Below are 25,989 nucleotides of genomic sequence, written 5' to 3' on the forward strand. Positions count from 1 at the left end.
TCTCTATATGCCTCCTCATCGGGAGACCTCGTAAACGTACTCGTGCTCGCCAAGGAACGGCGCCAACGTCTCTTCGGTGAACCGGAAGCCCGTTGGATCGTCTTCGATAAGCGTGGACATCTGCGAAGCGTGGGCCGCGATAGCACGGTGCTTGAGATCACGTTCTCCAGCGATATCCAGCCGGTGGCCCCGCGGGAAGCCTGGGACATCGTCGTCCTGATCGAGGTGCCACCCCCAGATGGGGTACGCCCAGAGCCTGACAGCTGGGTTGGCGACTCCGGCCGCCTTGGCGATGGCAGCGGCCGCCTGATGATCGCAATGCGGATCCCGATCCCACGTCACAAACAAGGCCTTTGCGCCCGTCTCCTGAAGAAGGTCGGACACGGCGCGGACCGCCGCGTCGAACTGGGGTCCCTCCAGAGGGGCTTGCGTGTCGGGGAGGTCGAGATGGCGTACGAACGCCGGATGGAGGCCCAGAATTTCGCCTGCCGCCCTGACTTCCGCCTTCCGGAGATCGACCAGCCGTTCCGGAGGGTACTGGACCGACCGGGGGTGCGAACCCGCACCATCGGTCAAAACCACGACGTGAACCTTCTGGCCTGCTTGGCAGGCCTGAGCGATCAGACCGCCAAGACCTAACGTCTCGTCGTCCGGGTGCGGCGAGAGAATTAAGAAGGGCGCACCCTCCGTCAGCGCCTCGCGCGAGATGATAGGAAGCGCCTTCGTCACTTCGAGATATTCCGAAACCTTCACTAAAAGTCTCCTGCCGACCGCGACGAACTCAGAAAGACCTGAGCCCCATCGCTCATGGCGCGGTCCGGCACCGGTTGCCGCAGATACGTCGCCAGGTCGCGGCAGATGCGCTCAACGTCGTGAGGACGCACAAACGCCCGAAGCCCGATGCCCCTCTGGACGGTCTCCATGACAGTCAGGGCGGATCGTTCGACAACCATCCGGGTGAGGTTGGCGAAAGCCACGATGCTTTCTGGATCATCTTCGACCGCCAGACGGCGCGCGGCGTCCTCCACCCAAAAGCGCGCCGTCGTCGCGTCGGCGACACAAGTCGCAAGGCGCTCGAGCTGATACGCGTCTTCGCCCCTTGCTGAGGAATTAAGGTGCTCTCGGAACAGGTCGACTAGCCGTTCCGTTGCGCCGGTATGGACGGCGCAGAAGCGCCATGCGCCGCCCGAGAAGTGCGGCTGTCGCATGAAGTCGCCGGGAGCGCCGATCCGCTCACGATCCGTGATGCGTCGCCCGGTGAAGTCGACCGTCCCGGTCGCCGTCGCGCGCATGCCTTGCGCCTGCCAGCTGGACGTGTCGTGCGCATATCCGATCTCGAGGTCGAGCAGGCACATCTGCTGCCCCTCCGGTGCTGATGCGGTAACCAGGGGACGCGTCACGAACCCGGCGCCCGACGCCAGGATCTTGCGGCCTTTGAGGACGTTGCCATCCCGCTCCGGGGTGATCCTCAGGCCCTGCGCGTCGTCGGCGCCCCATACTGCGGATAGCGCACCATCACGCACGCTTCCCGCGAGACCTTCGATCTGCGCTTGTGTTCCGTAACGGCAGACCAGCCCCACCGCGTTGACGTGGCCCTCAAATATACGGGCAAGCGAGAGGTCCGCTGCGCCGAGTAGACGCAGGATGGTGCAGAGTTCGGCGCCGAACCGCGGGTCCCAGAGACTGCTGCCGCCGAGCTCATGAGGCAGTGGGCTCATAGCCAATCCGCTGAAGCGGAAGTCCGTCCAGACGTCCGGTGCGATGTGAGCAGTTCTGTCCGTATTAAAGGCGCGGCTTGAGAGCTTCGCGGCGAAGGCCTGCGCATTCTCCAGCAGCTTATGACATTCGGAAGGGGCGAGAATGGCGGTGTCCTCACGGCAGTTGGCGAGCATGCGATGAAGTCCGCAGCGCACCGATAGTTCCGATCTGCTGGAACGACTCCCAATCTTGGCGTTGTCCTCGGGCACTCCTTTTGGACGAACTATATGGCGACCATCGAGCTGCAGCCACACAACGAGAACTCCCAGACGTGGCTGCTCGTCTGGGCCGAGCGTCAGGAGATCGTCGGACGCGTCCGACGGGGGGAGGATGGGTGGTTCCATATCACCGCTCACGGACCCCACTGGAGCCCCATGAAGAGTTTCGCCGGCGACAAGTTCGACGACCCGTCCGAGGCTCTGAAGCAGGCTCAGGCGTATTTCGGAAACCGGTAGGGCACTGTCCTACAGTAAGCAGATAGGACAAAGGCCACGTCGTCATGGGCGATGCGGCCTTTCTTTTTAAGCATTATCTAGTCGATCGTTCGAAGGACCAACCGCACATGCGAAGGGCCGTAGGCGCCAGCGGGCCGCGGCCATCCTAATGCGGTTTGAATAAACTCACGACGAAGTCGTCGCCGACAAGGCGAAACGACGCTAGGTCCGTTCCAGTCCGGTCCATTTCCTCGACTGGAATCCGTAATGGACCGCCGCCAAGCCGCTTCAACATAACGATCAGCAACTGATCTTTGAAACGATCGACGAGACCATCGCCGTTAAGTCTCGGATCACTTCCTAGTGCAGTCTTCATGAAACACTCCGCGGCCGCTTAACGGCCTTTGCTGGTGAATCGTGGGCAAAGACGCTGCCTCCAAAGAGATCCAAGCGAGGCATCGCCCAGGCGCAAGCACGCCGGAAAAGGTCGTTAGAAGCCAAAGCTCAAGGCGCGGAGAGCTAGGCGACCTTGATCGTTGAGACTGCGAAAGCGAGTTCAAGCGTCCGGCGACGTCACTGTATGACCAAGTGAAAATTGTTAGTGTTGTTCCCAAGATGTACCGCTGACATTGGTCCATCCACCGAGCAGAGCCGCCTGCCATGCGAATTATTACTACTGCCGCGGCGGCAATCAGGCCGACAGCGTCAACGTCACCAAGATCTGAAGTCCCGCCCCATTAAGGCGATCCGCTGGGCCCGCTGGCGTCCCGTTGCCGACCGCCGGCCGCAAGATGAGCGCAACCGGGCAGGCCGTGAAGGAGGGAGCGAGGCCTAGTCCTTCGCCGCCTTTGCTAGGATAGCCCGTGCCTGCTCCAAAATCCGACGTGCAATTTCAAGCTTAGCCACCTGCTCGGCGTCTATCCCGGGGATTGTGGTTCCGTCCCTTGTGACCATGGCAAACACTTCCACGCTGATGAACGCGAAAACAGTTTGATCTTCAAAAGCACGTTGCAAAGCTGGCGCGAAACGGCGCCGCGGCCCTCAAGGACAACGAACAAGGCGGCAAGCAAGACGATCTGCAACGTGGAGTCTGACAGAAGGGACATGGCGCCCTTATTACGTTCATTTCGCAGATGCGTTCCAATCTAAACTGCGTTCTCAACACTCTGCATTTAGATAAAATTACGGCCACGCAATCGAAGGCATCGTCCGCATCGCGAACCCATGAGGGACCTTCGCCTTGCTCCATCGGCTCTCGCCATGGCAGGCAAAGTGTCATGAGCCGATGAGGCTGACGCTAGTCAAGACAGGTGGGCGTAAGATCCGGTGCATTGTTTGTGGTTCAATTTAATAGAGCCCCCTTCGATCTTTGGTGAAGGGCTGTCTGTAAGGCACTACTCAGCTCATGAAGCTCGTAAGGTTTTCGCAACAGCAAAAATTCAGAGCCCAGTTTCCGCGCTGCCTCACTGTAGCCCGTTGCGAGAACGACGGGGATGTTCGGGTAATTCTGCCTAAGATGGCGGGCCAGGCCGAGACCATCCATTTTTCCAGGCATCACGACATCGCTGAAAACGAGGTCGATGCCGTCGTGCTCGATCTCGCGCAATGCGGACTCCGCGTCCGGTACGCATTTCACGCGATATCCCAACTCTTCCAGAAATACGGCGCTGGCGGTGGCAACATCCGGATTGTCTTCAACAAGAAGGACATTGCCGGCGCCTTTGGCCAGAACCTCTGCTTCGTGCGCACCTGCATGGCCTTCGCCACGCGGAAGCCGAATGGTGATTTCCGTACCAGCGCCGAGCTTGCTTTGGATTTCGACACGACCGCCGGCCTGGTTGGCAAAGCCATGCACCTGTGAGAGTCCCAATCCTGTTCCTTTGCCGACGGGTTTGGTCGTGAAAAACGGATCGAACACCTTCGCAATGACGTCCTCGGGAATACCTGCGCCGGTATCAGCCACCTTGATCTGCACGTACTCGCCTTTATCCTCTCCATCCCTGACCCGGTAATTTGCTGCCGTAATCGTCAAGGTGCCCCCGTCGGGCATGGCGTCACGAGAGTTGATGCTGAGATTGATGAGTGCAGTTTCGAGTTCGGTTGGATCCGCGAAGATTGGCCAAACTCCGGCCGGTACGGAGATTTCGAGCTTGATCGCGCTACCCAGAACGGTAGCCAAGACCTCGCGTACAGCTTGCACGGTCTCTTCAAGATTGAGCAGCGTCGGAGCGACTTGCTGACGCCGCGCAAACGTCAGCAACTGACGAGTAAGTGCCGCGCCGCGACGAGCGCTTGCCTCAATCGCTCCTGCTGCCTCGATCACGCGGGGGACAATGGCATGCCGTTTGATCAGCCGAACGTTACCCGTGATTGCCATAAGGAGGTTGTTGAAGTCATGAGCCACTCCGCCGGTCAGCTGACCGAGCGCATCCATTTTCTGCGCTTCCGCCAGCTGCTTTTGCATGCGTTCAAGTTGCTGCGTTGCTTGACGTCGCTCTGTGATGTCGCGCGTGATCTTGGCAAACCCGATCAGCTCGCCTGCGTCATTGCGGACGGGATCAATGACCACACTCGCCCAAAAGAACGTGCCGTCTTTGCGGACGCGTAAGCCCTCTTCTTCGTAACGGCCCTTTTCACGTGCAATGCTGAGAGCACGCGCTGGTTTTCCAGCGTCCCGGTCGCCGGGGGTATAAAAGCGCGAAAAGTGCTGACCGATAATCTCGTCAGGAAGATAGCCTTTGATCCGCTGACCGCCGAGGTTCCAGCTGGTGACATGACCTTCCGGATCAAGCATGTATAACGCATAGTCCGTGACATTGCTCACCAACAGGCGAAAAAGATTTTCGCTTTCGCTCAATGCGGAGCGGGCTTGCATCCGTTCGGTGATGTCCCGCGTGATCTTGGCAAAGCCGACAAGGACATCGTTTTCATAAATGGCGTCGATAACCACGGACGCGAAAAACCGCGTACCGTCTTTCCGCATCCGCCAGCCTTCCGCTTCGAAGCGCTTATTCCGGCGTGCGGCCTCCAATGCGGTGGCGGGAAGTCCGGCTTCGCGATCCTCCGGCGGATAGAACACCGAGAAGTGCTGGCCCACGATTTCGTCGGCGCCATACCCTTTGATCGTCTCGGCGCCTGCATTCCAGTTTGATACGATGCCGTTGGGGTCGAGCAGATAGATCGCATAATCTGTGACGCCTTGAACGAGAAGTCGGAAGGCGCGTTCGCTTTCTAAAAGATTGCGGTCGTTTTTTGTTTTTGGCATCATTCACTTTCCGCGAACCAATCCCTCTGGTAGAGGCGATAACTGCCATCGTTTAGCGGCACGGGAGTCGCAGGTCAGAGTAGGCTCCCCCACATACGCGGCACAAGAACACTTTTACCGTCAGATTTGGAACCAAAGTTTGCTTTAAGGATTGTCTCTGCCTTCTCAGATTAGCCGCTCGTTACGGCGATAAATTCAAATTTCTAGAAGAGGGCAAGGCGGCCGGCCGGAGGATCGCCTAAGCCGCGACCTTGTGCGGGCGCGAGCTCTGTCGATGAGGATCAGGCTTGGGTCTGAGAACGGCGCTCAGTTCAGCTAGTTGGTCTGAAGGGCGGCCCGCTCGCAGTGCCTTTTGCTGCACGGACAAATCTGTTGTGCCGTCCCCAACGGGACGATTCGCCGTCGATAATCGCTGACTTGGTTCTTAAATGCCACGCGTCGGTTGCGATCTTCTTAAAGCGTCCCCGCCAGTCGTGAAGAAGTAAGGCGATGCTCCCTAGGCCCAACATTCTCGGCGCTGGAGCCCTGCCGTTGCTACCCGGCAGAGCGCTTATTCTGCGTGACGCCGGCTCGCGCGAACCGCCCGACCAGGTTTTCAAAGCGCAACGGGAATGATCTTGGACCGGGAAAAACCGTCTTGCCCGGAACAATACTCATAGTGAGTGCTTGTGCAACGACCCGATGAGGACGCGCCATGACCGATCAAGAGACGCCATGTGTAAGTGACCAATGGTCTGATCTGAAGGCCGCCGTGGCGGATGGTGTCAAAGCCGTCGCATCAACAATAGGAGAAGCAATCGAGGAAGGCAAAAAGCCCGGAAAGCCGCTCGACATACTAAGCAAGCTTACGCGTGAAGCTCCGCTCGGTATGTTGTTGGCAGCATTTCTCATTGGCCGGGCACTGGCACGGCGGCAATGATTAGGCCCGTTGCCTTTTGAGATCGTCGAGCACGACGCTTTTGGCAGACATGAATCTAGCAGTGGCTTGTGACCGACAGTTATTCCGGAGGACACTATGGGTTTAGCAACTTATGCCGTCATCGAATCTAACGATGGCTGGGGCGTTCTGCACGATGGAGACGTGGAAGGGAAATTCCTGACCAAAGAGTCTGCTTTCGAAGCAGCCGTGGCTGCAGCGTCCCTTGCGATCCGCCAGGGACACGAAGTCCATGTCAGCGCCCCGAGCAGCGAAGCCGGAAACAAGACAGCGCTTGGCGGTCCAACAAATTGACGGGGGCTCAAGCTGCGTGAAAGGATATGAATTGGGACGAGATGATGATGGCGCCGAAGTAAAGTCAGCGCGCAAAGCACGCGGCGCCGAGCCAGGGCCGTCGGTTCGCAACGTTTTAATTTGGAGCCTTGGCTTAGTTGTGGCCGCCTTTGCCGTTGTATATTTCCTGTTTTTCAAAACCTAGCCGGCCGTCAGCTGGTGGCGACGTACCCGCTTGGAGACGCCGATCAGGTTGCCGCCTGTTATGTGGAAACGACTTACATTTCTACCTCTCTTGAAGTTGAGCGTCCTGTTCGCATGGTGGCCGTTCCGATGGCCCTGCCATCGCTCCAAACGTGGCGGAGCTTTTGCTGTCATAGCCGTTGGTATGCAGTAGCCGGATGAACTCGTCCATCGAGGCATTAAGCTGTTGGTACGCTCGGCAGCTTCCGGTGTGAGGGTGCGGCCAAAAAGCCGGCTGGATTCGCGAAAAGCCATGCGAGTCCCTTCTTTCGTGACAGCGCCTTTGCTGCGCGGACGAGAGAAAGGTTCATTCGGGAGCGACAGTCCTAACGGAATATTCTTGGACGGGGAACTGGTCACATAGTGGCGTCTTAAGCGCACAAGCAATTATAGCGATCGATGCGCTCGCCTGCATGACTGTACCAAAGCGATTCGCCGCCGCAATTATCCGTTTTTGAGGAGAGGCCGATGCCCCGATACTCTGAAGAACAGATCCGAGAGTACGCTCACAAACTTTGGGAAAGGGAAGGTCGCCCGGAAGGTAAGGCCGATGACTTCTGGCACCAGGCCAAAAGCGAGCTCGAAAGCGATGCGCCTGGCGACGAAGACCCGAAACCGATGCCAGAGTAGGAAAAAGCGCTGCCCAAGCGCCCCTTCGTCATTGGGCGGGCGATGTCGCCACCGGCGGAACGCTGCATCCAATCAAGCGTTTTCGATTGGCACTTATCTAGGAGCTGGTTCATGCCCCATTCTTATCCCGCGCCTCCGTTTGCTTCCCAGAAACAACCGATGCCCGGCCGAACGGAGGCCATGCAGCCTCGTCCCGATCATGGCGAGAGCAGCTACAAGGGGGGTGGTCGATTGCAGGGCATGAGAGCGGTAATTACCGGTGGCGACAGCGGGATCGGCCGCGCTGTCGCGTTGGCCTACGCACGCGAAGGTGCCGACGTCTTGATTTCTTATCTCGATGAGACCGAGGATGCCCTCGAAGCTAAAGCTTTAATCGAGCGCGAAGGCCGCAAGGCCATAATGGTCCCAGGTGACATCCAGCATCGGCGCCATTGCGACGTGATTATCGATAAGGCGGTAAGGGAATTGGGCGGGATCGACATCCTCGTTAACAACGCCGCGCATCAAGCGACCTTCAAGGACATCGGCGACATTTCCGATGACGAGTGGGATTTGACGTTTAGGACAAATATCTATGCAATGTTCTACCTGACAAGGGCCGCCGTGCCTCACATGAAGCCCGGAAGTGCGATCATCAATACCGCGTCGGTCAATTCGGATATGCCGAACCCCACCTTGCTGGCCTATGCAACGACGAAGGGGGCCATTCAGAATTTCACCGGCGGCTTGGCGCAGATGTTGGCCGATAAGGGCATCCGCGCAAACGCGGTGGCACCGGGACCGATTTGGACGCCGCTCATTCCATCCACTATGCCAGACGAAGCCGTTAGAAATTTCGGCAAGCAGACGCCGATGCAACGTCCCGGACAGCCCGCAGAGCTTGCAACCGCCTACGTGATGCTCGCAGATCCACTCTCAAGCTACGTTTCCGGGGCCACGATCGCCGTTACAGGCGGCAAACCTTTCATCTAATCGGATCGAGCGTTTCGCGGCAAAGCAGTGGGGTCTCATCGGTGTCCAGCATTTTGCCGTGGGTGGGAGGGTTCGCCGCTGTCCTGACTTCGCTGTCGTACATTCCACAGGTCCGGAAAGCATTGCCCCGGAGCTCAACCAAAGATCTGTCGCTCAAGATGCTTGTGGTGCTGACATCAGGCCTGGGTCTGTGGATCGGCTACGGTCTACTCAAGGGCGACTGGATCATCGTTCTGGCGAACAGTATCGGCTGTGCGCTGACAGCAACCGTGCTCGGCTGTAAAATACGAGACATTCGCGGGGAGGACTCTGCATAGGGAGCGGAACCTGGCTGCATGATCAGGGTTTAGAGTGCCTGTTATCTAGGTCATACGGAGATGCCATGCGGCCAATAATGGTACCACCCACTCTCCTTGATCGCGAGGTCGCAGCAACCGCCGTTCGGCACGCACATGCCGCAAGCGAACAAGTGGCCGAAGCTCTGACGTGGGGCGCGGACGAGCATGTTCTCGTTGTTGCTGCAGCGGCCTTCTGGCTCCTGTCGCGTAGCGGCTCCCCCCGGAAGCGAACTGTCGGTACGCATTTTCTGGCGGCATCGGTGGCCACGGCCGTTGTGCCGCATGCACTGAAGCATGTTTTCAATCAACGTCGACCGGATAGGCTCACCATTCTTGGCCATCTACACGGAGTACCGATCTCAGGCCGCCCGAATGATGCGTTCCCCTCGGGGCACGCGATGCATATGGGGGCTCTCGCGAGCGCAGCATCCTCATTCGATCGGCCGTATCGCGAGCTGACCTGGACGGCTGCGGTCGGTATCTCGCTGACGAGGATCTATGTTCTCGCGCACTGGACGAGCGATGTGGTCGCGGGCTTCGCCAGCGGATATCTGATTGATCGGCTATTGAGACGCTGGACCGGCTACGGCAATGGGACGACGACGCCATGACGGATTACGCCGTCCGATTTTTCGTTGGAGGGGCAGTCGTATCGATATTCGCGCTGCTCGGAGACGTGTTACGGCCTAAGTCCTTCGCGGGACTGTTCGGCGCCGCGCCATCGGTGGCCCTGGTTTCGCTCGCGCTCGCAATCTCCAGGCACGGACCGGACTACGTCTCTACGCTGGCTGCTTCGATGATGGCCGGCGCGACCGCTCTTCTCGTGCTCAGCTTCGTGACGTGCCGTTTACTCAAACGCACGGGGTTGTCAGTTCTATCTGTTACCCTGCTCGGGTTTCCCCTGTGGCTGGTAGTCGCGTTTGGCCTCTATGGGATGGTGGGCTGAATGCTTGTTCGAGCCTCATTCTCGTCGTTGAGCGATGGTCGCTGGTACGAATACATCGTCCGGTTCCTGCTGGGCGGAGCATCGACTGCAATAACTGGCCTGATCGGCACACGTTGGGGTCCGGGCGTCGGAGGTCTGTTCCTGGCATTTCCAGCCATGCTCTGCGCCAGTGCCACGCTGGTCGAGGCGCACGAAAGGCGCCGCAAAAGGGAAATTGGCCTGCAGGGCAAGAGACGTGGTGAAGACGCCGCTGCGCTCGAGGCCGCTGGAGCGGCTCTGGGAAGCATGGGCCTCGTTGCGTTCGCTCTCACAGTCTTCCTCGTAAATGCCGCGGCTCCCTGGAGCAGCTTGGCGCTGGCATCTCTGGTATGGGCGGCGACCGCAGGTTCTTGCTGGTGGACTTACAAGAGACTTCGCAGGACGTGGACCTGAGATGGGCGAGCTCCGATCAAGAATAGACACCAGTCGGGCAGTGCACTTGTGTCTGGACATGCAGAGGCTGTTCGGTCCCGAAGGGCCTTGGCCGACACCTTGGCTCGAACGTGTCATGCCGGCGGTGGAAAGCCTCGTCCAACGTGACCCGGCACGGACTGTCTTTACGCGCTTTATTCCCCCGGCGTCGCCCGAGCATGCAAATGGGATGTGGCAGAGCTACTTCCGAAAATGGCGGTTGGTCACGCGCGAACGTCTGGACCCACACCTCCTCGAGCTTATGCCGCCTTTGCAGCGACATGTCCCACCGGCGATTGTCTTCGACAAGTCTGCGTATTCTGCGTTCTCGAACGGAAGGCTTCACGATATTCTGCAAGACGGTAACGTCAATACCTTGATTGTGAGCGGCGCGGAGACTGACGTCTGCGTTCTCTCAACCATCCTGAGTGCTGTTGATCTGGGCTATCGCATCGTCGTTGCGCAAGATGCGATGTGCAGCTCAGCTGACGAAACTCACGATGCCTTACTTGGCTTGTACGCCCGGCGTTTCGACCTACAGATCGAACTGGCAGATTGTGCCGAGATCCTTGAAAGATGGTCGCAGGCTTGAATGCAGTCAGGGCTAGGCTGGGCGGGCGAAGTGTTTGGCGCGCGCCACCGGCGCGGGCGACCAAGACCCACAAAAAGGAGACCCCGATCATCGGGGTCTCCTTCTGGTTGGCATCACGCGCTAGTTGCCGCCGCCGGCACCACCACCTGCGCCACCACCACCACCACCGCCGCCCGAAGTGCGACCTTCGGCAGAGCTGTTAGACCCGGTAGTTCCAGTCGCTGCATTCGATCCACTAAGGGAGCTGGCATTGTTGCCAGTCTGCGATCCTGCAGCGTGCGGCGCCGCGTGTGGAGTGCTCGAGGTCGGGCGATCGACTGCCGTCCCCGTACTGGTAGTGCCTGGCTGTGTAACGCCATTGCCTGCGGAATTGACCTGAGGCGCGCTCGGATTTGCACCGCTCTGTGCGAATGCGGCAGGAGCAGTCATCAGTGCCGCTGCCGCAACTGCTATCAACGTCTTCTTCATATCGTCCTCGTTCGTTGTCATGCCCCGAGCTGGATGAATTAACTTGCTCGCTTGTTGTTCCTGGCGGGAATCGCGCAACAGTGGAACAACACTCGCTTCTCCTTCACCCATTTGCCCGCGGCGGTTCCCCGACAGCATCCTGGCGGCCTTCCGACGGCGCGCGTGAGACGCCAGAAGCGGGAAGGTTGGCCTCGCCGATCGGTGCGGGCAAGCCGACCTGAGGGCGGAAGAAAACGGAACATCCTACGATTAGAATGGTTCTGATGGCGAACGCATAGCGAGGCGCCCCGTGAACCAGATCTCACATCATCCACAGATCCCAATTTTCCTGACGATCAACGGAACGTTGCACGAACTCAAAGTAGAGCCGTGGGTGACGCTGCTGGACCTGTTGCGCGAGCGCCTCTCGCTCACCGGGACTAAGAAGGGATGCGATCAGGGACAATGCGGCGCCTGTACCGTGCTCGTCGATGGCAAACGCGTCAATTCGTGCCTGGCACTCGCGGTGTCGCGCGACGGCGCCGAGATCACCACTATCGAAGGGCTGGCCGAGAATGGCGAACTGCATCCGCTGCAGGTCGCCTTCATCGAGCGCGACGCGTTTCAATGCGGCTACTGTACGCCTGGCCAAATTTGCTCAGCGGCGGGTCTGCTGGCGGAAGGCCACACCCGTAGTCGGGCCGAGATACGCGAGCATATGAGCGGCAATCTGTGCCGCTGCGGCGCCTATACCAATATCGCCGACGCGGTCGAGGACGTGCTGATGCCGCGCATCGCGGCGAAGGAGGCCGCCGAATGAACCGGTTCGAATATATCCGCCCGGCCACAGTGGCCGATGCCATCGCGGCGCTGAATGAACCTGCAGCGCGCGCGCTGGCGGGTGGCACCAATCTCGTCGACCTCATGAAATATGATGTGGCGCAGCCGTCGCGGCTGGTCGACATCAACCGGCTTCCGCTCAAATCGATCGAAATCACTCCCAGTGGAGCGCTGCGCATCGGCGCGCTGGTCACCAATACCGATCTGGCGTGGCATCGAGACGTTCGGGAAAAGTGGCCGATACTGTCAAGCGCCATTCTTGCCGGCGCATCGCCGCAATTGCGAAACGCAGCTACAGCCGGGGGAAACCTGATGCAGCGAACCCGCTGTTATTATTTTTATGATCCGTCGACAGCCTGCAACAAGCGACAGCCCGGAAGTGGCTGCTCCGCCATTGGCGGCGTCAATCGCATTCACGCCATTCTCGGCGCCAGCGATAGCTGCATTGCAGTCCATCCGTCGGACATGTGCGTCGCGATGGCTGCACTCGATGCATCCGTCGAAGTCGAGGGGCCGGACGGCAAGCGATCGATTCCGATGTCTGGTTTCCACCGCCTCCCCGGCGGAGAGCCCGAACGCGACAACACGCTGAAGGGCGGCGAGCTCATTACATCGATCATTATCCCCAAGCCCGACTTCGGTGCCCATCACACCTATCTCAAGATCCGGGACCGGCTCTCCTATGCCTTCGCGCTGATCTCCGTCGCCGCCGCGCTGCGTGTGGAGGAGGGCATCATCCAGGACGTCCGGATCGCGCTCGGCGGGGTCGCGCATAAGCCGTGGCGGGATTTTGACGCAGAAAGATCGCTGAAAGGCGAGCGAGTCGGGACCCAGAGCTTTAAGCAGGTCGCTGATTTCATTCTTCGTGATGCGAAGGGGCAGGGCGACAACGACTTCAAGATCGAGCTTGCTCGCCGCGCTATCGTTCGTGCGCTGGAGCAGGCGGCTGCGGGCACACCGCAGGATCAGGCCGACAAATCGATCCACTAGAAAGTTAACGGGACCATCGCATGTCAGTTGGTGAAATCACGCATATCGGACGTCCGACCAACCGGGTCGACGGTAAACTGAAGGTGACCGGCCAAGCGCACTACGCGGCGGAGTATCCTGCTGACGATCTGCTCTATGGCTACATCGTTGGTAGTACGACCGCCGCTGGACGGATCGCGGCGATGGACTTGGATGCAGCAAGGCAGTTTCCAGGCGTCGTCGAAATCTTCACGCACGAAAATCGCAGCAAGGCGGCATGGCTTGATCGTAGCTGGCGGGACGAAGTCGCGCCTCCTGGCCATCCGTTCCGGCCGCTGAATTCGGACCGTATCCTGTTTGACGGTCAGCCGGTCGCGTTGATTGTCGCCGAAACGTTCGAGGCCGCGCGCGATGCGGCCTCCCTGGTTCGCATTGCCTATGATGTCGATGCGCATTGTACCGAGCTTGAGGCGAAGCGGGCAGAGGCCTATGTTCCTCCGAAGAAGCGTAGCGGTATTCCGCCGCCACCGGACCCGCGCGGCGATGCCGAGCAGGCGTTTCAAAATGCGCCCGTCAAGATCAGCCGCGATTACCGGATCAATGCCGAGCACCACAATCCGATGGAGATGTTCGCCACCACCTGCGTGTTCGAGGGCGACGGCAAGCTGACGATCTATGACAAGACGCAGGGCTCCCAGAATGCGCAGGGCTATGTCACCTCAGTGTTCGGCCTGCGCAGCAAGGATGTCCGCCTGGTCAATCAATATGTGGGCGGGGCATTCGGCGCCGGCTTGCGGCCGCAGCACCAATTGTTCTTCGCCGTCATGGCCAGTCTCGAACTTGAACGCTCGGTGCGGGTGTCGCTGACGCGTGCTCAGATGTTTCATATCGGCTACCGGCCGGACAGTTACCACACCGTCTCGCTCGCCGCCGATCGCGATGGGCGGCTGCAGTCGATCATGCATGATGCCGTTGCCTCGACCTCCCGTTACGAGGATTATCAGGAGGCTGTCGTCAATTGGTCGGGCATGATGTATCACTGCGACAACGTCAAGCTGACCTATCAGCTTGCCAAGCTCGATACGGCCACGCCGTGTGACATGCGCGCACCCGGCGCAGCCATCGGCGTGACAGCGCTCGAATGCGCGCTCGATGAACTTTCATACGAACTCGGTATCGGTCCGCTTGAAATTCGGCGGATCAATTTCGCCTCGAAGGACGAAAACACCAACAAGCAGTTCACATCCAAGGCGCTTCTGGAATGCTACAGCGAGGGCGCTGCGGCATTTGGATGGGAGAAGCGAAGCCCCAAGCCGCGTGCCATGAAGGAGGGTCGCGAGCTGATTGGATGGGGCGTCTCAACGGGAATGTGGGACGCCTTCCTGCAAAAGGCCCAGGCCACTGCGACTCTCAAGGTGGACGGGACGCTGGAGGTGGCAACGGCGGCGTCCGATATTGGCACTGGGACCTGGACAATCCTGACCCAGATCGGCGCCGAAGCGTTCGGATTACCACTCGAAGACGTTCAGGCCAGGATCGGCGATTCGACTCTGCCGATGTCGCCGGTCGAAGGAGGTTCGTGGACCGCAGCGTCGAACGGCTCGGCAGTTCAGGCCGCATGTGAGGCGGTCAAGCATTCTCTGTTCAAGCAAGCCAGGAAGATGGCCAATTCGCCTCTTGCGGATGCAAGTTTCGAAGACGTCGAGGTTCGGGATCGACGCATCTTCCGGAAGGATGATCCGGCGCGCGGGCTTTCCGTTTTCGAAGTCATGCACGCCGCCGAGCTCACGGAAATCACCGAGCAGGGCAAAGTCAGCCCGAACCTGCGGCAGATGCTGAAATATATCAGCTACACGAATTCCGCCGTGTTCGCGGAAGTGCGCGTGGATGAAGATCTGGGGGTCGTTCGCGTGACGCGCGTCGTGTGCGCGGCGGCGGCGGGCAAGATCCTTAATCCCAAGACGGCCCGCAGCCAGATCCTAGGCGGTGTGGTGATGGGAATCGGCATGGCGCTTCACGAGGAAGCCATGACGGATCATCGCCTCGGCAAGATTATGAATGCCAATCTCGGCGAATATCACGTTCCGGCCCATGCCGACATCGAGGATATTGAAGTGATCTTCGTCGATGAAAAGGACGACAAGGTCAGCCCTCTTGGCGTCAAGGGCCTGGGCGAGATCGGCATCGTGGGAGCCGCGTCTGCCGTCGCTAATGCGATCTTTCACGCAACTGGTGTGCGGGTGCGTGATTTTCCCATCACGATTGACAAGATTTTGAATGCTCCACGACCTTCCTGAGTTCATCTCGTACAGACCCAACGGTGGCATACGCCGATGGGGCTTCACTTGTCGGCTTTGGAGCCCGGGCCGCTGCATGACTGAGCTAAATGTCCGTAAGCCTCGGATCAGGAGAGCGCGTGAAGATCGCTACCTTCAACGTGAACAATATCAACAAGCGATTGCCCAATCTGCTGGCATGGTTGAAGTCGTCGAAACCGGATGTGGCCTGTCTTCAGGAGTTGAAGGCCGCCAATTCCGAATTCCCGGAAAGTGCGTTGCGTAAGGCGGGCTATTTTGCCGAGTGGGTTGGGCAGAAGACTTGGAATGGCGTCGCAATCCTCGCTAGAGAATCCAAGATCGTGGTAACGCGCAGGCGGTTGCCTGGTGACGAGAGCGACGAGCAAAGCCGATACATCGAGGCTGCCGTCGACGGCGTTCTCGTTGGCTGCGTCTACGCACCCAACGGCAATCCGCAGCCGGGACCGAAGTTCGATTACAAGCTCACCTGGCTGAAGCGTCTGAACGCCCACGCCGGCAAGCTGCTCAAGTCCGGTGCTCCTGCCGTTATCGCCGGCGACTTCAACATCGTGCCAACGCCCTTCGACATCTACCCGACCAAGTCGTGGGACAAGGATGCGCTCGTGCAGCCGGAAAGTAGGGCGGCGTTCGGCAAGCTCCTCGAGAAGGGGTGGATCGATGCACTGCGCGAACAGCATCCGGATGAGCCGATGTATACGTTCTGGTCGTATTGGCGGAACCGCTACGAGCGTGGCGCTGGCCTTCGCATTGACCATCTGCTTCTCAGTCCTGCGCTGAGCCCGCGGCTTGCGCAGGCCGGTGTCGACCGAAAGGTGCGCGGCAAGCTGGATCCAAGCGACCATGCTCCAGCGTGGATAGTGCTGAAGTAGCGCTACGCCTTACTTTTTTGCTTTCCGATCGACCCGGACGTCGCGGAATTCCTCGGGCCCTTTGAGCAGGCGCCGCTTCCGACTGGCCTGATCGTCCGCACTGGCGCCCTTGTCCGTCAGCTTGTCGATTGCGCCGGCGGCCATCTCACTGGCACGGGCTCTATGAGCGACGTTCTTTCTGCGAGACGGTTTAACGGTAAGGCCCAGTTCGACAAGGCGGCGCACAGCTTCTGAGAGTTTCGGAGTGTCCGGCTGAAACTCGGCCCAATGAACAATCCTGCCGCGTAGTTCGTCTGCGGCGCGAAAGCCGAGCATTGGCGTTTGGCCGGTCGCAGGTCGGCCTTTTGATTTTTGCTTTGCTACTGTCGTTTTCTTCATAAGATAATGTTTAGCATAAATGCCAGACCGCGAGAAGTTGGAACTCTGCGTCATGTTATTGAGTTGCGATCTCCGAGGGCACGCTGTTTTAGCGGACTTTCCCCCTGCGCCTTGCTAAACAGTGTGAGAGCGGCCGACCGCCGCATGATGGCGAGGAAGCCGTGGCGAAAGAACTGACAGCGTCCGAACAGGCCCTGCGCGATCGGGAAAGCGAACTCGCGGAGGTCCAACGGATCGCGAAAGTCGGCGGTGTGATCGTCGACCTGCGCGATGGATTTCAGAACCGACGATCACCTGAATATCTCGCCATACACGGGTTACCCCCTGAAGCTGCAAACGAGACACATGAAGACTGGGTCGCCAGGCTTCATCCGGACGACCGGGAGCGCGCTGAGCGGCAATTTCTGGACCTTCTGAATAGCGATGCGGAACGTTATTCTTCGGAGTATCGCATCATTCGGCCCAGCGACGGGGAAATTCGCTGGATCGTAGCAGAGGCGCGTATCGAGCGTGATCCAGAAGGCCGACCGCTGCGGATGATCGGCGCTCATATCGATATCACGGAACGTGCGATCGCCAGAGAGGCGCTACGCGAGAGTGAAGAGCGGTTCCGATTGATCGCCGACAGTGCGCCAGTCCCGATGTGGGTGACACGTCTTGATCGGACGCGGTCCTTCGCAAACAAAGCCTACCTGGAATTTCTTGGCCTTGAATATGAAGAAGCGTTGGCTTTCGATTGGAGGACCATCCTTCACCCGGACGATATGGCGCGCGTCGTGCGCGAGAGCATTGCAGGTGAGGCATCCCTAAAGCCGTTCGTGCTGGAAAGCAGATATCGACGTGCGGATGGCGTGTGGCGTTGGGTCAGATCCGAATCGCAACCCCGATGGGACCCGGCGGGTAAGCATATCGGCTTTATTGGGGTTGCCCACGACATCACGATTGCAAAAGAAGCAGAGATCGAACTGCGTGGGTTGAATGAGGTGCTTGAACGGCGGGTTGAAGAGCGAACCGCGCAACTTCATACCCACGAGGCTCATTTACGAGCCATTTTGGAGACGACCAACCAGTATCAGGGATTGCTCGCGCTCGATGGTACGCTCGTTTTCGCGAATGCGGTCGCACTTGCCGCCATCGCGGTGGAAGCGAAGACGGTGCTCGGGATGCCGTTCTGGGATACGCCCTGGTTTACTGCGACGCACCGTATGCCCGAACGAGTTCTCAGCGCGTTTAAAACCGCTCTGAGCGGCGATGCGTGGCGCGCCGAAGTTCAATTGAACCTATCCGGCGCGGAGCGGCATCTCGACCTCGCCATGCGCCCAGTATTCGGCAGTGGAGGTAGGATTACAGCCGTCTTGGCAGAGGCCGTCGATGTGACGGAGCGTCGCCGGAACGAGGACGCTCTGCGCCAGGCTCAGAAGATGGAGGCGGTAGGACAACTCACCGGAGGCGTGGCGCACGACTTCAATAACCTCCTGACGATTATCAGGTCAGCCACAGATTTTCTTCGTCGGCGCGATCTTCCAGAGGAGAGACGAGGGCGGTATATCGACGCGATTTCCGATACTGTTGACCGTGCGGCCAAGCTGACCGGACAGTTGCTTGCATTCGCTCGCCGACAGCCGCTCGCTCCGCGCGTCTTCAATGTTGGTACGCAGGTCGCGAGCGTGGCGAATCTGATCCGACCACTGGTCGGCGGCCGGATTCAGATTGATCTGGAAGTTCAGACTGCCGACCAGTTCGCCATGGCCGATATAACGCAGTTCGAAACCGCGTTGGTCAATCTCGCTGTTAATGCACGCGACGCCATGAACGGCGAAGGGCGCCTCGTCATTGGTGTCGCGGCAGTGGGTTCGATCCCGGGGATGCGTTCTCATCCTTTGAGGGAGGGCGACTTCATCGCGGTTTCCGTAACTGACTCTGGCGTCGGCATAGCTAGCGAGTACCTGGATGCGATCTTCGAACCATTTTTCACGACCAAGGACGTGGGAAAAGGAACGGGCCTCGGCTTGAGTCAGGCCTTCGGGTTCGCCAAACAGACGGGCGGCGAGATCGGCGTCAACAGCACGCTTGGAGCGGGCGCGACGTTCACAATTTATCTGCCGCGGGCCGAAACTGGCGCCGAAGTCGAAAGCAGCGCGCCGCCATTAGCAAGCGCAGCGACAAGCGGGCGGGGGCACCGTGTTCTTGTTGTCGAGGATAATACGGATGTCGGGGGATTCTCGACAGAGCTTCTGCAGGATCTCGGATACGCAACCGACTGGGTGACGTCAGCTTCCGCGGCACTGGACGTTCTAGCCAAGGACGAATTCGCATTCGACCTTGTGTTTTCGGACGTCATCATGCCCGGCATGAACGGGGTGGAGATGGCCACGATTATCCGCGACCAATACCCTGGATTGCCGGTCGTTCTGACAAGTGGCTACAGCCACGTTCTAGCCGAAAACGCCCATACAGGCTTTGAACTCATCCAGAAGCCGTATTCGGTTGAGCTTTTGTCGCGCACGCTGCGCAAGGCGATCACTGACCGACGGACTGAATCGGCCTAGCGCTGCTAGATTGGTAATTGGAACTGGGATTGCGCGTCGTCCCCCTTCGTCCGAAGTGTCGATAGCGACACACCGAGCAGCCGCACTGCTTTCGGCAGTGGCATCGAGCGTTCGAGAAGTGATGCCGCGACCCGTTCGAGCTCTTCGCGGTTTGATACGGCTGTCGGCATTGATTGGCTTCGTGACATGATCTCGAAGTCAGCGTACTTCACCTTCAGCGTGACGGTTCGTCCGCGGTTCCCTGTGTTCGCACAGTGTTGCCACACTTTGTCGACGAGGGGCTGCAGCGCGGCAATCATGGCGTCGAACTCGGTGAGGTCGTCGGAGAAAGTGTTCTCGGCGCCGACGGATTTCCGCATGCGGTTGGCGCGGACAGGACGCTCTTCGATGCCGCGTGATATCCAGTAGTAATAGGTCCCGGCTTTGCCGAAGTGTGCCTCCAGGAACGTCAGCGACTGGTTCCGGATGTTTAGTCCTGTCTGGATACCCAATGCGTTGAATTTAGCCGCAGTCGCCGGTCCGATGCCGTGGAACTTGCCGACGGGCAGGGTCTCCACGAAGGCCGGGCCCATCTCCGGAGAGATGACGTACTGACCGTTTGGCTTGCGATGGTCGGAGGCGAGTTTGGCCAGGAACTTGTTGTAAGAGATGCCGGCGGAGGCATTGAGCCCTGTCTCGGCTTTGATTTTAGTGCGGATCGCCAGAGCGATGTCGCGCGCCAGTGGGATGCTCTGAAGGTTCTCGGTAACATCCAGATAAGCCTCGTCCAGCGACAGCGGTTCGATGATCGGCGTGTGCTCGGCGAAGATCTCTCGGATCTGCTGGCTAATAGCCTTGTAGACCTCGAAGCGCGGTTTCACGAAGATTAGATCTGGACACTGACGTTTGGCCTATAACGGACGGCATCGCCGAGCGGACGCCGAACTTGCGGGCTTCGTAACTCGCTGCTGCCACGACCCCGCGCTCCTGAGAGCCGCCGACGGCGACAGGTTTGCCGCGAAGCTCTGGATTATCCCGCTGTTCGACTGACGCGTAGAAGGCATCCATGTCGATATGGATGATCTTACGCTGTCGGATTTCCGGCGCGACGTCGTTCGTCACCGGGCCATCGGTTTCCATTTGCCGTCTCTGATCGCCAGCATCGCCTTCGCAACCGGAGTGGATGCGCGATCGGCCGGTCCATCGGCCGCCGCCTCGACGGCGCGCCAGTCGATCAGAACGGTGCCGTCTGGAGCGACCTCATAGAGGCCGACGCCCACTGGAGTGCCTGAGATGCGTTCGGTTCGGACGGGGCGCTGCGTGATGTCTTGCGCCAGCGCGGCAGCGGGCAGCATGATGGCAAGTACGGCGATCCACATTATGCGCATCTGGTGCATCCTTCTTCAGGCCTTGGACTACGATCTTACAGGGCAGGCAGATCGGATCGTCAACGGCCAAGGATATGGCGTCTCGAACGCGGGTCAGCAACCATTGTCCTCTCGGCTGCCGGTCGGTTCCTGGCAGGTGCAGGAGGCGCATATCCGGGCAATCTGGGAAGGGCGCGCTCCGACGCCTAGTCCACCAAACGTTTCATTAAATGGACCTGTTTGTCCAATACGGTGCTGGGCAAACGGAGGAGCTTACGATGAACAACGAGGACCGGGAAATGAAAGGCTCCGATCTGCTAGTGGCGGCTCTCGAAAACGAGGGCGTCGACCGCATCTTTGGCGTTCCCGGCGAGGAGAACCTCGACGTCGTCGAGAGCCTGCGCAAGTCTTCCATCGAGCTGGTCGTCACGCGTCACGAGCAGCCCGCCGCCTTCATGGCTGCGACCCACGGGCGTCTCACAGGGAGGCCTGGTGTCGCGCTCAGCACTTTGGGGCCCGGAGCCCTGAATCTCTCTACAGGGGCTGCTTATGGACTCCTGGGAGGCATGCCGATGGTCCTGATCACTGGCCAAAAGGCGATCCACGCCAGCCGACAGGCGCACTTCCAGATCGTGGACGTCGTCGCGAGCATGAAGCCGCTCACGAAACTGTCGCAGCAGATCGTAAGTGCGTCTTCCATCGCGACTGTCGTCCGGAACGCTTTCCGGATTGCGATGGAGGAGCGTCCCGGACCCGTGCACCTGGAGCTTCCGGAAGATGTCGCGGCGGAGAAGGTGTCCGGCGTTTCGGCCGTCCCGGTCCACCCGACCGATCTCCCGGCGCCCTCGATGGACGCCGTCCGGAAGGCCGCCGAGCTCATCCTCTCGGCAAAATGCCCGTTGCTCATGTTCGGTGCCGGTGCCAGCAGGCCCAGGCTGGCGCCCGCGCTCTCCGAATTTGTCCGCCGGGTGAAGATCCCGTTCTTCAACACGCAGATGGGGAAGGGGGCCGTCGGCGGGGCGTCCGACTACTATGTCGGCACGGCGGCGCTGAGCGAACGCGACTACGTCCATCGCGCGATCGACTGCGCCGACCTGATCATCACCATCGGCCACGACACCATCGAAAAGCCGCCATTCATCATGGGGCGTGGCCGCCATCAGGTGCTTCACATCGGCTTCACGCCAGCGACGGTCGAGGAGGTCTACTACCCGCAAGCTGAACTTATCGGCGACATCGCGAAAGGTCTCGACATGTTGGCTACCGAGACCGAAGGGAAGCTCAAGCAGACCACGCAGTGGGACGGCGTGCGCGCGGACATCCTGCGCCACATCGGCGACCGTGCCAACGAAGACCGCTTTCCGCTGACCCCGCAGCGGATCGTCCACGACGTCCGCCAGGTCATGCCACCAGACGGCATCGTCGCGTTGGACAACGGGATGTACAAGATATGGTTCGCGCGCAACTACCGCACGGACGTCGCCAACACGCTGCTGCTCGACAACGCGCTTGCGACGATGGGAGCGGGGCTTCCGTCGGGCATGATGGCGGCGCTGCTGAATCCGAAGCGCCGTGTGCTCGTTGTCGCCGGCGACGGCGGTTTCATGATGAATTCGCAGGAACTGGAGACCGCGCAGCGTCTGAAGCTCGATCTGGTCGTGCTTGTCATCGAGGATCACGCCTACGGGATGATCAGGTGGAAGCAGGCCGTCGACGGTTTCGCCGACGCGGGGATGACTTTCGGCAATCCGGATTTCGTCGTCTACGCGCAGTCCTACGGTGCCCAGGGTCATCGCGTGACCGAGGCGGGCGGCCTGGCACCGACACTGGAGAAGGCCTTCGCCGCCACCTCGTAGTGGTGCCGGTGGACTACAGCGAGAATGTTCGTGTTTTGGTGGATGAACTGGCCGACATGCAGCAACAAGAATGAAAAAACCATTCGACAACTGAAACGGGTTAGGCATTTGCAGTACGAAGGGACATCAGGCCAATTCGTTCCCCTATTCGTTTGAACCCAGTTTTGGTGCTGGCCTGTTTTTGGCCGCAGTGGCCTATTCTGGCTGCGCCCTTATTTCGGAGGTTCTAGAGAACCAATTTCTCCGTCCCGCGTAACGATATCGGCGGAGAGTGGAATGCATACACGACGTACAGTCAGGGAGCTTCGAGAGAAGGTAGATAAGTATCGGGCCATGGCCCGGATGACGACCGATCCTGAAACGGCCAGACGTATTATCGAGCTTACTGACGAATTGGAACAACAGGCCCGCGATATCGAGCGGGGAAAGTAATGCCTCAATGGGCGGCCTCTTTCGTCAATGCGGTCTCATGCCACGTTGTCGCTAATTCATTGTAAGAATGCGAGCATTGAGTGCAGCCGCAAAAAGTATCCAAGCGAGATAGGGCAAAAGCAGTAAGGCGGCGGTACTGTCGACGCCCAAGCCTATGATGACGGTCACTCCTATTGCCGCGAACAACAGCGAAATAACAATCATGCCAGACCGCAGATCGTGGCGACCGAAGAAGATCGGCGACCATATCGCGTTCAGGGCGAGCTGGATGCCGAATGCGCCAAGAGCTGCGGTTCGAGCGGGCGAAGGAGGCGCCTCCCAGAACATCCACACGGACAGCGCCATGAGGAAATACAGGATGGGCCAGACGATGGGAAACGCGATGCGCGGTGGTGTCCACGATGGTTTCGCCAAACTCGCGTACCAAGTCGGAATCTCAGGCGTCGTAACCCGAGCGCCGATAAACGCGACGCTATAACAAATCCCAAGTGAGCAGAGTAAGGACGCGACCGAACTGTTAGTCATGCACCGTTAAGTCCTTGCGTTCTCGCCAGTTCCCCGGCCTCAGACGACTTCCACATTAACGTGGCGCCGCGCTCGTACATTTCGATGATGCCGTCGGAGACGTACTCTCCGGCACTCCCGCCCTTCAGGAGTGTGCCGTTCCACTCACCAACGGGCATGCGGCCAGCCATCGCGTCCAGTGCTTGCTTTCAGGTCGCAGAATGTTGGTAGTGCATTGTCCGGCTTTTTCCGGAGTTATTCCCCGGTGGCGTACTGCTTGCCCTAGGCGTCCGGCTTGTCGGTGCGCTCCTTTGCCTTCTTGGAGAAGGCATCGCTCGACGACGGCATCCCCAGCGTAGCATGGCCAACTCACGCCATCTTCCTTTCGGCGGATGAGGTGACGCTCTCCCAGATTTGGCTATCGGAGGACATTTGTCGTGTCCTTCGTCAAATGGGGGGCGGCTTCGAGATCGCGGCCGAGTGTTATCGGTCGATCGGGGGGAGAAGGGTGGTGATGCCGGCGAATGCCCTTGAGCCAAATCAGCAGTGCTTCCCAGTGGATGCCTGCGATCACCTTCAAGGTCAGCAGGGGGTAAACGCAGAAGGCGTGCGCTAGAGCTGCGTCGGTCAGATTCTGGCGGGTTGCAGCGAGCTTGGCGATGAGCAGCGGCCCTTGTGCATCGTGACCGATGACCGAAACCGTCAAATTCTTTCCCGGAGGGACGACAGAAAACGAATAGACCATGTCGGTGCTCATGAAGGGGGAAACGTAGAAGGACTTCTGGCTTTTCTGGCGGATTGGCACTTTCGTGTCGCGGGCAACGGGAATGAGATAATTGTGACGCTCACCGAACGTATTGCTGACCTCGTATAAGATCGCCGAAATCGAGTTGTCTCGCCTGTAGCAGAAATAGATGCTCAGCGGATTGAAGGCGTATCCCAGGATGCGCGGCATGGTGAGAAGCCGGAGCGGGCCGCCGGCTTCGATGCCGGCCTCTTGCAAATGCCGCTCGATCCTGGCCCGCGGCGACGTGGTCTCTCCCTCGCCGTGATCCCGATCATGGAAGCTGAAGAGGTTGAAGCGGTTGTGCGAGAAGAGGTGCAGCCTGCCTGCCAGCATATCGACTTCATCAAGATCGAGAAGCATGTAGAAAATGCTGTAGCGCAGCCGATGCTCTCTTGGCCGCAATCGGTGATGCATCACTGAGCCGGAGTAGAGGGCCGAACGAAAGCCCGACATCAGGCAGCCTCCGTTTCAGGCGTGGCGAGCACAGTCTCATGAACATGGATGCGGCCGGATTCGTCAGCGACTGTCCAGGGGCGCCGCAGGTCCCCGAGGGCTTCAGCGACGGCAAGCCCGGCTTGTAATCCATCCTCGTGGAAGCCGGCGCCGAAGTAAGCCCCGCAAAACCATGTATTGCGCTTGCCCTGCAACGACCAAAGCTCTCTCTGCGCTTGCATCGCCTGCGCATCGAAACGGGGATGGCTGTAGCGCATTTCCCTGAGAATAGCGTTGGGTGCGATCTCCCGGTGGGGATTGAGCGTGACGAAAAGCGGTCGCTCGCTTTCGATTTCCTGAAGACGGTTCATCCAATACGTCACGGCGAGCTTGCGACCGCCATCGTCGTCCCTCGCCATGTAGTTCCAGCTCGACCAGACCCGGCGGCGGCGCGGCATCAAGCGAGGGTCCGAATGAAGGACTGCATCGTTGTCGATATAGTCGAACGCGCCGAGCAATCGCCGTTCCTCGCTGCTCGGATCAGCAAGCACTTGGAGCGCTTGATCCGCGTGAGTGGCAATCACCACCTGATCGAAACGGCGACGATCACCGTCATATCCGACGACCTCGGAACCGTTCGTGGTGCGAACGATTGTACGGATCGGATAGTCAGACACCACTTCGGCTATGGCGTCAGTAAGCACTCGCACATAGGAGCGGCTGCCGCCGCACACGGTGCGCCAGATCGGGCGACTAGACAGTTTCAGGAGGCCGTGGGTGTCGCAAAATTTGATAAATGAAGCCGCTGGATAGGCCCCGATCTTTGCAGCAGGCGTGGACCAAATGGCCGCCGCCATCGGATAGAGATGATCGTTGCGGAATCCTTCTCCATAACCGGCGGCGTCGAGATACTCATCGAGCGTAATCAGGCCCAAGGCCGCCACATTGCGTGGCGCCTCGCGATAGAAGCGCACGAGGTCGCGCAGCATCCGCCAGAATCGTGGGCTGATGGCGTTTCGACCCTGCGCGAACAGGCCCAGAAGGCCGGTTCCGGAGTATTCGAGCCTGCCATCGTCGAGCGAGACGGCAAATGACATGTCGGATCGCTTCGTGGCGACGCCGATATGCTCAAAGAGTGATGTCAGGTTTGGATAGGTGGATTCGTTGAAGACGATAAAGCCGGTATCGATCGCGGCGCCCGCGGCATCGACCGTGTGGCTGTGCCCACCCAGGCGGCTATCGGCTTCATATAGAACAACCCGATGTCGTTTTGAAAGTAGCCACGCTGCGGACAGGCCGGAAATACCACTCCCAACAACGGCTATGTCGAGGCTTCCGCTATGTGCCGCGGCGTTAAGGCTGTTCATTCTATCACTCCCAGCAATCTTTCTCGTCAAAAGACTTCCCTCCACGCGCCAAGCTGC

24 protein-coding genes and 2 pseudogenes are annotated in these 25,989 nt (G+C 59.3%); 15 read left to right on the forward strand and 11 right to left on the reverse strand.

What is annotated here, in order from left to right; translation table 11 throughout:
• Positions 1-15: 15 nt before the first annotated feature.
• Together AB7951_RS04510 and AB7951_RS04515 are read right to left on the reverse strand one after the other, a co-directional pair.
• Complete coding sequence (locus AB7951_RS04510; protein WP_120286792.1) at positions 16-753, reverse strand: PIG-L family deacetylase; 738 nt, start codon at positions 751-753, stop codon at positions 16-18.
• Positions 753-1,892, reverse strand: a complete 1,140-nt coding sequence (locus AB7951_RS04515) for an acyl-CoA dehydrogenase family protein (RefSeq protein WP_439059615.1) — start codon at positions 1,890-1,892, stop codon at positions 753-755. Before AB7951_RS04515 ends, AB7951_RS04510 begins: the two co-directional genes overlap by 1 nt.
• A 93-nt stretch (positions 1,893-1,985) precedes the next feature.
• Here AB7951_RS04515 and AB7951_RS04520 point away from each other — a divergent pair, with 93 nt between their 5' ends.
• The gene (locus tag AB7951_RS04520; protein WP_068738721.1) at positions 1,986-2,213 is read left to right on the forward strand and encodes a hypothetical protein; all 228 of its coding nucleotides are present in this window, start codon (positions 1,986-1,988) and stop codon (positions 2,211-2,213) included.
• A 145-nt stretch (positions 2,214-2,358) separates the two neighbouring features.
• Here AB7951_RS04520 and AB7951_RS04525 read toward each other — a convergent pair whose 3' ends face one another.
• Both AB7951_RS04525 and AB7951_RS04530 read right to left on the reverse strand, forming a co-directional pair.
• Positions 2,359-2,568 carry a hypothetical protein gene (locus tag AB7951_RS04525; protein ID WP_439059614.1) on the reverse strand — a complete coding sequence of 70 codons (210 nt, stop codon included), beginning with the start codon at positions 2,566-2,568 and terminating at the stop codon, positions 2,359-2,361.
• 966 nt (positions 2,569-3,534) lie between these two features.
• Positions 3,535-5,457: a PAS domain S-box protein gene (locus AB7951_RS04530; protein WP_441256109.1), complete on the reverse strand. Its 1,923-nt coding sequence runs from the start codon at positions 5,455-5,457 to the stop codon at positions 3,535-3,537.
• 694 nt (positions 5,458-6,151) lie between these two features.
• Between AB7951_RS04530 and AB7951_RS04535 the strand changes: the two genes are divergently transcribed.
• From AB7951_RS04535 to AB7951_RS04570, 8 genes are all read left to right on the forward strand, one after another.
• Positions 6,152-6,376: a hypothetical protein gene (locus AB7951_RS04535; protein ID WP_439059613.1), complete on the forward strand. Its 225-nt coding sequence runs from the start codon at positions 6,152-6,154 to the stop codon at positions 6,374-6,376.
• 96 nt (positions 6,377-6,472) lie between these two features.
• On the forward strand, positions 6,473-6,688 hold the full coding sequence (locus AB7951_RS04540; protein ID WP_081422127.1) for a hypothetical protein: 216 nt from the start codon (positions 6,473-6,475) through the stop codon (positions 6,686-6,688).
• Between the two features lie 690 nt (positions 6,689-7,378).
• Positions 7,379-7,540 carry a DUF2934 domain-containing protein gene (locus AB7951_RS04545; RefSeq protein WP_081422126.1) on the forward strand — a complete coding sequence of 54 codons (162 nt, stop codon included), beginning with the start codon at positions 7,379-7,381 and terminating at the stop codon, positions 7,538-7,540.
• A gap of 111 nt (positions 7,541-7,651) precedes the next feature.
• Positions 7,652-8,512 (forward strand): SDR family oxidoreductase, encoded by an 861-nt coding sequence (locus AB7951_RS04550; RefSeq protein WP_068738716.1) that lies wholly within the window; start codon positions 7,652-7,654, stop codon positions 8,510-8,512.
• A gap of 41 nt (positions 8,513-8,553) precedes the next feature.
• Positions 8,554-8,829 (forward strand): SemiSWEET family sugar transporter, encoded by a 276-nt coding sequence (locus tag AB7951_RS04555; protein ID WP_068738714.1) that lies wholly within the window; start codon positions 8,554-8,556, stop codon positions 8,827-8,829.
• Between the two features lie 152 nt (positions 8,830-8,981).
• A complete protein-coding gene (locus tag AB7951_RS04560) occupies positions 8,982-9,461 on the forward strand; it encodes a phosphatase PAP2 family protein (RefSeq protein WP_244499900.1) in 480 nt (159 codons plus the stop codon).
• Positions 9,458-9,796 carry a DUF3147 family protein gene (locus AB7951_RS04565; protein ID WP_439059611.1) on the forward strand — a complete coding sequence of 113 codons (339 nt, stop codon included), beginning with the start codon at positions 9,458-9,460 and terminating at the stop codon, positions 9,794-9,796. The genes AB7951_RS04560 and AB7951_RS04565 overlap by 4 nt, the downstream gene beginning before the upstream one ends.
• Before the next feature lie 433 nt (positions 9,797-10,229).
• A complete protein-coding gene (locus AB7951_RS04570; protein WP_068738705.1) occupies positions 10,230-10,838 on the forward strand; it encodes a cysteine hydrolase family protein in 609 nt (202 codons plus the stop codon).
• Positions 10,839-10,958: 120 nt separating this feature from the next.
• Here AB7951_RS04570 and AB7951_RS04575 read toward each other — a convergent pair whose 3' ends face one another.
• Positions 10,959-11,306, reverse strand: coding sequence for a hypothetical protein (locus AB7951_RS04575; RefSeq protein WP_439061870.1), 348 nt, complete (start codon positions 11,304-11,306; stop codon positions 10,959-10,961).
• Between the two features lie 289 nt (positions 11,307-11,595).
• Here AB7951_RS04575 and AB7951_RS04580 point away from each other — a divergent pair, with 289 nt between their 5' ends.
• The 4 genes from AB7951_RS04580 to xth all read left to right on the forward strand — a co-directional run bounded on the left by AB7951_RS04580 (position 11,596) and on the right by xth (position 16,281).
• Complete coding sequence (locus AB7951_RS04580) at positions 11,596-12,105, forward strand: (2Fe-2S)-binding protein (RefSeq protein WP_439061869.1); 510 nt, start codon at positions 11,596-11,598, stop codon at positions 12,103-12,105.
• The gene (locus tag AB7951_RS04585) at positions 12,102-13,115 is read left to right on the forward strand and encodes an FAD binding domain-containing protein (RefSeq protein WP_120286783.1); all 1,014 of its coding nucleotides are present in this window, start codon (positions 12,102-12,104) and stop codon (positions 13,113-13,115) included. The genes AB7951_RS04580 and AB7951_RS04585 overlap by 4 nt, the downstream gene beginning before the upstream one ends.
• A 20-nt stretch (positions 13,116-13,135) precedes the next feature.
• The gene (locus AB7951_RS04590) at positions 13,136-15,391 is read left to right on the forward strand and encodes a molybdopterin cofactor-binding domain-containing protein (protein WP_441255699.1); all 2,256 of its coding nucleotides are present in this window, start codon (positions 13,136-13,138) and stop codon (positions 15,389-15,391) included.
• Between the two features lie 119 nt (positions 15,392-15,510).
• Positions 15,511-16,281 (forward strand): exodeoxyribonuclease III, encoded by a 771-nt coding sequence (gene xth / locus AB7951_RS04595; RefSeq protein ID WP_439061867.1) that lies wholly within the window; start codon positions 15,511-15,513, stop codon positions 16,279-16,281.
• A gap of 9 nt (positions 16,282-16,290) precedes the next feature.
• Here the strand turns inward: xth and AB7951_RS04600 are convergent, their stop codons facing one another.
• Positions 16,291-16,659 carry a hypothetical protein gene (locus tag AB7951_RS04600; protein WP_120286780.1) on the reverse strand — a complete coding sequence of 123 codons (369 nt, stop codon included), beginning with the start codon at positions 16,657-16,659 and terminating at the stop codon, positions 16,291-16,293.
• Between the two features lie 161 nt (positions 16,660-16,820).
• On the opposite strand from AB7951_RS04600, the gene AB7951_RS04605 reads away from it, so the two are divergent.
• Positions 16,821-19,208, forward strand: a complete 2,388-nt coding sequence (locus AB7951_RS04605; RefSeq protein ID WP_441255700.1) for a PAS domain S-box protein — start codon at positions 16,821-16,823, stop codon at positions 19,206-19,208.
• A gap of 5 nt (positions 19,209-19,213) precedes the next feature.
• Here AB7951_RS04605 and dinB read toward each other — a convergent pair.
• Positions 19,214-20,327: pseudogene (dinB, locus tag AB7951_RS04610) on the reverse strand (DNA polymerase IV).
• A complete protein-coding gene (locus AB7951_RS04615) occupies positions 20,306-20,575 on the reverse strand; it encodes a hypothetical protein (RefSeq protein WP_439059605.1) in 270 nt (89 codons plus the stop codon). The pseudogene dinB and the gene AB7951_RS04615 overlap by 22 nt, the downstream one beginning before the upstream one ends.
• Positions 20,576-20,832: 257 nt before the next feature.
• Here AB7951_RS04615 and AB7951_RS04620 point away from each other — a divergent pair.
• A pseudogene (locus tag AB7951_RS04620) lies at positions 20,833-22,484 on the forward strand (acetolactate synthase large subunit).
• A gap of 409 nt (positions 22,485-22,893) precedes the next feature.
• On the opposite strand, the gene AB7951_RS04625 reads toward AB7951_RS04620, so the two are convergent.
• The 3 genes from AB7951_RS04625 to AB7951_RS04635 all read right to left on the reverse strand — a co-directional run bounded on the left by AB7951_RS04625 (position 22,894) and on the right by AB7951_RS04635 (position 25,932).
• Positions 22,894-23,367: a TspO/MBR family protein gene (locus AB7951_RS04625; protein ID WP_439059603.1), complete on the reverse strand. Its 474-nt coding sequence runs from the start codon at positions 23,365-23,367 to the stop codon at positions 22,894-22,896.
• Between the two features lie 397 nt (positions 23,368-23,764).
• Positions 23,765-24,586 (reverse strand): DUF1365 family protein, encoded by an 822-nt coding sequence (locus AB7951_RS04630; protein WP_120293169.1) that lies wholly within the window; start codon positions 24,584-24,586, stop codon positions 23,765-23,767.
• Positions 24,586-25,932, reverse strand: coding sequence for an NAD(P)/FAD-dependent oxidoreductase (locus AB7951_RS04635; RefSeq protein WP_120293171.1), 1,347 nt, complete (start codon positions 25,930-25,932; stop codon positions 24,586-24,588). Before AB7951_RS04635 ends, AB7951_RS04630 begins: the two co-directional genes overlap by 1 nt.
• Between the last annotated feature and the right edge of the window lie 57 nt (positions 25,933-25,989).

The organism is Tardiphaga sp. 285_C5_N1_2, from assembly GCF_052076065.1.
GTDB lineage: Bacteria > Pseudomonadota > Alphaproteobacteria > Rhizobiales > Xanthobacteraceae > Tardiphaga > Tardiphaga robiniae.

Excerpts from the sequence above, each read along its gene's own strand:
- AB7951_RS04625 (WP_439059603.1), bottom strand. The coding sequence starts at position 23,367 with ATGACTAACAGTTCGGTCGCGTCCTTACTCTGCTCACTTGGGATTTGT.
- AB7951_RS04590 (WP_441255699.1), top strand. The coding sequence starts at position 13,136 with ATGTCAGTTGGTGAAATCACGCATATCGGACGTCCGACCAACCGGGTC.
- AB7951_RS04635 (WP_120293171.1), bottom strand. The coding sequence starts at position 25,932 with ATGAACAGCCTTAACGCCGCGGCACATAGCGGAAGCCTCGACATAGCC.
- AB7951_RS04515 (WP_439059615.1), bottom strand. The coding sequence starts at position 1,892 with ATGCTCGCCAACTGCCGTGAGGACACCGCCATTCTCGCCCCTTCCGAA.
- AB7951_RS04525 (WP_439059614.1), bottom strand. The coding sequence starts at position 2,568 with ATGAAGACTGCACTAGGAAGTGATCCGAGACTTAACGGCGATGGTCTC.
- AB7951_RS04600 (WP_120286780.1), bottom strand. The coding sequence starts at position 16,659 with ATGAAGAAAACGACAGTAGCAAAGCAAAAATCAAAAGGCCGACCTGCG.
- AB7951_RS04530 (WP_441256109.1), bottom strand. The coding sequence starts at position 5,457 with ATGCCAAAAACAAAAAACGACCGCAATCTTTTAGAAAGCGAACGCGCC.
- AB7951_RS04550 (WP_068738716.1), top strand. The coding sequence starts at position 7,652 with ATGCCCCATTCTTATCCCGCGCCTCCGTTTGCTTCCCAGAAACAACCG.
- AB7951_RS04615 (WP_439059605.1), bottom strand. The coding sequence starts at position 20,575 with ATGCGCATAATGTGGATCGCCGTACTTGCCATCATGCTGCCCGCTGCC.
- AB7951_RS04545 (WP_081422126.1), top strand. The coding sequence starts at position 7,379 with ATGCCCCGATACTCTGAAGAACAGATCCGAGAGTACGCTCACAAACTT.
- AB7951_RS04570 (WP_068738705.1), top strand. The coding sequence starts at position 10,230 with ATGGGCGAGCTCCGATCAAGAATAGACACCAGTCGGGCAGTGCACTTG.
- AB7951_RS04540 (WP_081422127.1), top strand. The coding sequence starts at position 6,473 with ATGGGTTTAGCAACTTATGCCGTCATCGAATCTAACGATGGCTGGGGC.
- AB7951_RS04520 (WP_068738721.1), top strand. The coding sequence starts at position 1,986 with ATGGCGACCATCGAGCTGCAGCCACACAACGAGAACTCCCAGACGTGG.
- AB7951_RS04565 (WP_439059611.1), top strand. The coding sequence starts at position 9,458 with ATGACGGATTACGCCGTCCGATTTTTCGTTGGAGGGGCAGTCGTATCG.
- AB7951_RS04535 (WP_439059613.1), top strand. The coding sequence starts at position 6,152 with ATGACCGATCAAGAGACGCCATGTGTAAGTGACCAATGGTCTGATCTG.
- AB7951_RS04630 (WP_120293169.1), bottom strand. The coding sequence starts at position 24,586 with ATGTCGGGCTTTCGTTCGGCCCTCTACTCCGGCTCAGTGATGCATCAC.
- AB7951_RS04585 (WP_120286783.1), top strand. The coding sequence starts at position 12,102 with ATGAACCGGTTCGAATATATCCGCCCGGCCACAGTGGCCGATGCCATC.
- AB7951_RS04575 (WP_439061870.1), bottom strand. The coding sequence starts at position 11,306 with ATGAAGAAGACGTTGATAGCAGTTGCGGCAGCGGCACTGATGACTGCT.